Origin of the sequence: Halomonas sp. MMSF_3323 (assembly GCF_030733595.1) — a bacterium.
In the GTDB taxonomy this organism is placed as follows: domain Bacteria; phylum Pseudomonadota; class Gammaproteobacteria; order Pseudomonadales; family Halomonadaceae; genus Halomonas; species Halomonas litopenaei.
Map to the genome: position 1 here is coordinate 1 of NZ_JASHIT010000079.1, position 4,715 is coordinate 4,715.

Consider the following 4,715-nt stretch of genomic DNA (forward strand, 5'->3'; position numbering starts at 1 on the left):
GCGCCGCACTCGCCGCGGGAGCGATCCCGCTGGGGTCACTACTGACTCTGGTCCTGATTCTGGCTCAGACCATAGACATAGGCGGCGACCAGGTGGACCCGCTCCTCGCCGATGTAGGCGGCCTGCGCCGGCATATGGCCGTTGCGGCCGTTGCGCAGCGTCTGACGCACGGAGTCGGCCAGGCTCTGGCCCGGTGCCTGGTACAGCCAGCTGTCGTCGGTCAGATTGGGCGCGCCCAGCGCCTGGTTGCCGGTACCGTCAGGCATATGGCAGGCGGCACATACCGAGGTGAAGACGGCGCCGCCTTTTTCGGCACGTTCGGCGTCCTCGGCCTGGCCGGACAGCGACAGTACATGCTGGGTCAGGTTCTCGATATTGTCCGCGCCGAGCTGCTGCCATGACGGCATCAGGCCATTGCGTCCGTTGTTGATGGTGGTGACGATGTGCTCGGGCTCGCCGCCGTAGAGCCAGTCGTCGTCGGTCAGATTGGGGAAGCCGTAGCCGCCCTTGGCGTTGGAGCCGTGGCAGATGGCGCAGTTGTTGAGGAAGATGCGCTCGGCCACCTGCATGGCGTCACCGTCCTGAGCGAGTTCCGGGATGGGTACCTGCTGGTACTTCTCGAAGATCGGCGCAAAGCGCTCTTCGGCCTGGGCGACCTCTTCCTCCCACTGACCTTCCTGGCTCCAGCCCAGCACACCGGCGAAGTTGCCGAGGCCCGGATACAGCACCAGATAGCCCAGGGAGAAGATCACCGTGGCAACGTAGAGCTGAAACCACCAGCGAGGCAGCGGGTTGTCGTATTCGTCGATACCGTCGGCGGTGTGGCCGGTGGTCTCGACGGTGCCGTCGGCGTCAGGGCGCTTGTCGGTCTTGCGGTTGGCCCACAGAAGCCAGAACGCAAAGCCGATGGTGCCGAGCGTGATGACGATGATCCAGGCACTCCAGAAGCCTGAGAGGGCATCACCCCAAAGCGTATTCATGTGTTCTTCTCTCCCCTGTCCTCTCGGGAATCGGCCTGTCGCTCGGCCGTGCGGTCACGATTCGGTTGTTCGTCGTCGTCGGCGAACGGCAGCTGCGCCGCCTGATCGAACTCGCGCTTGCGGCGGCTCGAGTAGGCCCAGGCCACCAGGCCCAGGAAGGCGATCAGCAGGATGCCGGTCAAGATGCCGCGAAAGGTTCCGATATCCATGGTTACGGGCTCTTCGCCGAGCTGGGCAACACCGTGCCAAGCTGCTGCAGGTAGGCGACCAGGGCGGTGATTTCACGCTCACCGCGGACCTCGCTGGTGGCGTTGGCGATCTGCTCGTCGGTGTAGGGCACGCCCAGTTTCTGAAGGGTGCGCATCTTGGCCGGGGTGTCCTCGCCTTCCAGGGTGTTCTCGAACAGCCAGGGGTAGGCCGGCATCACCGATTCGGGCACTACGTCCCGCGGGTTGTAGAGGTGGGCACGATGCCAGTCGTCACTGTAGCGACCGCCGACGCGGGCCAGGTCCGGGCCGGTGCGCTTGGACCCCCACAAGAAGTTGTGCTCGTAGACGGATTCACCGGCCACACTGTAGTGGCCATAGCGCTCGGTCTCGGCACGGAAGGGGCGAATCATCTGCGAATGACAGCCGACGCAGCCTTCGCGGCGATAGATGTCCCGGCCTTCCAGTTCCAGTGCGGACAGTGGCTCGAGGCCCTCGACCGGCTCCGTGGTCTGCTTCTGGAAGAACAGCGGTACGATCTCGGCCAGGCCACCGAAGCTGATCACCACCAGCACCAGCACCGCCATCAAACCGACGTTCTTTTCTATGATCTCGTGTTTCATGTCAGTCTCGGTCCTTCGTTGACTCAGGCGGTCTGGGGCAGGGGCGCGCCGCGCTTGGCGGAACCCTTGACGGTCATGGCCACGTTGACGGCCATGATCAGCATGCCGGTCACCCAGAAAAGGCCACCGATCAGGCGCACGATATAGCCGGGGCCGCTGGCCTCGACGGTCTCGACGAAGGTGTACATCAAGGTGCCGTCTTCGTTGATGGCGCGCCACATCAGGCCCTGCAGGATGCCGTTGACCCACATCGCGGCGATGTACAGCACGGTGCCGATGGTGGCCAGCCAGAAGTGCACCGCCACCAGCTTGACGGAGTACATCTCGGTGTGACCGAACAGGCGTGGAATCAGGTGGTACATCGAGCCGATGGTGATCATCGCTACCCAGCCGAGGGCGCCGGCGTGGACGTGACCGATGGTCCAGTCGGTGTAGTGGGACAGGGCGTTGACGGTCTTCACCGCCATCATCGGGCCTTCGAAGGTCGACATGCCGTAGAACGACAACGCAACGACGAGAAAGCGCAAGGTCGGGTCGGTTCGCAGCTTATGCCAGGCCCCGGAGAGGGTCATCATGCCGTTGATCATGCCGCCCCAGGAGGGCGCCAGCAGAATGATCGACATCACCATGCCCAGCGACTGCGCCCAGTTCGGCAGGGCGGTGTAGTGCAGGTGGTGGGGGCCGGCCCACATGTAGACCATGATCAGCGCCCAGAAGTGGACGATGGACAGGCGGTAGGAGTAGACCGGGCGCTCGGCTTGCTTGGGCACAAAGTAATACATCATGCCGAGGAAGCCGGCGGTCAGGAAGAAGCCTACCGCGTTGTGGCCGTACCACCACTGCACCATGGCGTCGATGGCGCCGGAGTAAATGGAGATGGAGTAGGTGGCGGTGACCGGAAGGGCCGCGCTGTTGACGATGTGCAGTACGGCAACGGTCAGGATGAAGGCGGCGAAGAACCAGTTGGCCACGTAGATGTGGGAGGTCTTGCGGACCTTGATGGTGCCGAGGAAGACGGCTGCGTAGGTCACCCACACCACCGCGAGCAGAATGTCGATGGGCCATTCCAGCTCGGCGTATTCCTTGACCTCGGTGAGGCCTAGCGGCAGGGTGACGACCGCGCACAGGATGACCGCCTGGTAGCCCCAGAAGGTAAAGGCGGCCAGCTTGTCGCTGATCAGCCTCACCTGGCAGGTGCGCTGGACGACGTAGTAGGACGTCGCGAACAGGGCGGAGCCGCCGAAGGCGAAGATGACCGCATTGGTATGCAGCGGGCGAAGCCGACCGAAGCTTGTCCAGGGCAAGCCAAGGTTGAGTTCCGGCCAGACCAGTTGGGCGGCGAGAATCACACCGAGGGTCATGCCCACGATGCCCCACACCACCGTCATGATCGCGAACTGCCGGACCACCTTGTAGTTGTAGGTCGGATGTTCAAATGCTGTGCTCATGATCAGTTTCCCATCGATCGCGTAAAGGGGACGATCCCCCGGCCATAGTGCCTGCCCGGCAATTGCCTCAGAATGATGCAGATCAACAACCACTCAGAATTCTAGCCCAGCCTGGCAGTGAGAAGAACTTAGCCTCTGGTGGCAGTGAACTTTGGAAACTTTGCCGTGTCACAACTCGTTTTACCCGACGCTTTTACTCAGGAATTCAGCCAGGCACTCGCCGCCGGGCACCGTGGCGAGTGGCAGGTGCCCGACCTGGCGCCGGTGATCATGGAAGGGCCACCCAGTCGCAATGTGCTGCTGCTGGCGCATGGGGCCGGTGCCGGACACGATTCACCCTTTTTGCTTGAATGGCGCGCGGCGCTGGCCAGGGCCGGCGTACAGACGCTGTCATTCGAGTTTGCCTATCTGCGCGAGATGCGTGCGGCGGGGCGTCGGCGGCCGCCGCCCAGGGTGGCTCGGCTGGTGGAGGAAATGCGCCTCTGGCGTGACGTTTTGTCGCAGATGGTGCCGGGGGCGCTGTGGCTCGGCGGCAAGTCCATGGGCGGTCGGGTGGCCAGTCTGCTGGCCGCCGAGGACGGTGCGCCGGGGCTGGTGCTGGCTGGCTACCCCTTTCATCCCGTGGGCAAGCCCGAGCGCCTGCGTCTGGATCACTGGCCGTCGCTGGCTTGCCCTCTGGTGGTACTGCAGGGTACCCGGGACGCTTTCGGCACTCGCGACGAGGTGGCGGGCTATGAGTTGGCGGCGCATGCGCGTCTTGAATGGCTCGAGGATGGCGACCACGACTGGTCGCCGCGGCGCTTGAGTGGACTGTCGCGTCAGGACCTGATGGCTAAGGCGGCGCGCGCTACCGCGGACGCCATGGGCAAGTCGTGAGCGCTTCTTTCTACAAGGGTGGATATCGCGGCGCTGTGGCGCCAGCCCTTGCGCCGTCTGGCTTTCGGCCCAAGTCGATGAATGCACGGGCAAAAGTCGGGACAAAAAAAACGAGAAAGATGCGTGGAGCGCGTTGACATCCCCCGGATGTTCTGTAGAATGCAGCGCCACGTGACCAGGGGTGGTTAGCTCAGCTGGGAGAGCACCAGCCTTACAAGCTGGGGGTCACAGGTTCGAACCCTGTACCACCCACCATCATGAAAATGATGGATGGACACGTAGAGTAGAGAGCGCTGGACCGGTAGTTCAGTTGGTTAGAATGCCGGCCTGTCACGCCGGAGGTCGCGGGTTCGAGTCCCGTCCGGTCCGCCAGCGTCTCTTCTCGAATTGGTCATCATTGCGGACCGGTAGTTCAGTTGGTTAGAATGCCGGCCTGTCACGCCGGAGGTCGCGGGTTCGAGTCCCGTCCGGTCCGCCAGCGTCTCTTCTCGAATTGGTCATCATTGCGGACCGGTAGTTCAGTTGGTTAGAATGCCGGCCTGTCACGCCGGAGGTCGCGGGTTCGAGTCCCGTCCGGTCCGC

5 protein-coding genes and 4 tRNA genes are annotated in these 4,715 nt (G+C 63.4%); 5 read left to right on the forward strand and 4 right to left on the reverse strand.

Annotated elements, in window-relative coordinates:
- Nucleotides 1-38: 38 nt before the first annotated feature.
- From ccoP to ccoN, 4 genes are read right to left on the reverse strand one after another with little or no spacing between them, the layout of a single operon-like run.
- Nucleotides 39-980 carry a cytochrome-c oxidase, cbb3-type subunit III gene (gene ccoP, locus RBB39_RS22545; RefSeq protein WP_045992152.1) on the reverse strand — a complete coding sequence of 314 codons (942 nt, stop codon included), beginning with the start codon at nt 978-980 and terminating at the stop codon, nt 39-41.
- On the reverse strand, nt 977-1,189 hold the full coding sequence (locus tag RBB39_RS22550) for a CcoQ/FixQ family Cbb3-type cytochrome c oxidase assembly chaperone (protein ID WP_045992151.1): 213 nt from the start codon (nt 1,187-1,189) through the stop codon (nt 977-979). Before RBB39_RS22550 ends, ccoP begins: the two co-directional genes overlap by 4 nt.
- A gap of 2 nt (nt 1,190-1,191) precedes the next feature.
- Nucleotides 1,192-1,809: a cytochrome-c oxidase, cbb3-type subunit II gene (ccoO, locus tag RBB39_RS22555; protein WP_045992150.1), complete on the reverse strand. Its 618-nt coding sequence runs from the start codon at nt 1,807-1,809 to the stop codon at nt 1,192-1,194.
- Between the two features lie 23 nt (nt 1,810-1,832).
- Nucleotides 1,833-3,257 carry a cytochrome-c oxidase, cbb3-type subunit I gene (ccoN, locus tag RBB39_RS22560; protein WP_045992149.1) on the reverse strand — a complete coding sequence of 475 codons (1,425 nt, stop codon included), beginning with the start codon at nt 3,255-3,257 and terminating at the stop codon, nt 1,833-1,835.
- A gap of 165 nt (nt 3,258-3,422) precedes the next feature.
- Here ccoN and RBB39_RS22565 point away from each other — a divergent pair, with 165 nt between their 5' ends.
- The 5 genes from RBB39_RS22565 (at nt 3,423) to RBB39_RS22585 (ending at nt 4,714) form a co-directional block, all read left to right on the forward strand.
- On the forward strand, nt 3,423-4,133 hold the full coding sequence (locus RBB39_RS22565) for an alpha/beta family hydrolase (RefSeq protein ID WP_157033031.1): 711 nt from the start codon (nt 3,423-3,425) through the stop codon (nt 4,131-4,133).
- 179 nt (nt 4,134-4,312) lie between these two features.
- Nucleotides 4,313-4,388, forward strand: a tRNA-Val gene (locus tag RBB39_RS22570).
- Nucleotides 4,389-4,428: 40 nt separating this feature from the next.
- Nucleotides 4,429-4,505 (forward strand) — tRNA-Asp (locus tag RBB39_RS22575).
- A gap of 29 nt (nt 4,506-4,534) precedes the next feature.
- A tRNA-Asp gene (locus RBB39_RS22580) sits at nt 4,535-4,611 on the forward strand.
- Nucleotides 4,612-4,640: 29 nt separating this feature from the next.
- Nucleotides 4,641-4,714, forward strand: a tRNA-Asp gene (locus RBB39_RS22585).
- Nucleotide 4,715: the final 1 nt, after the last annotated feature.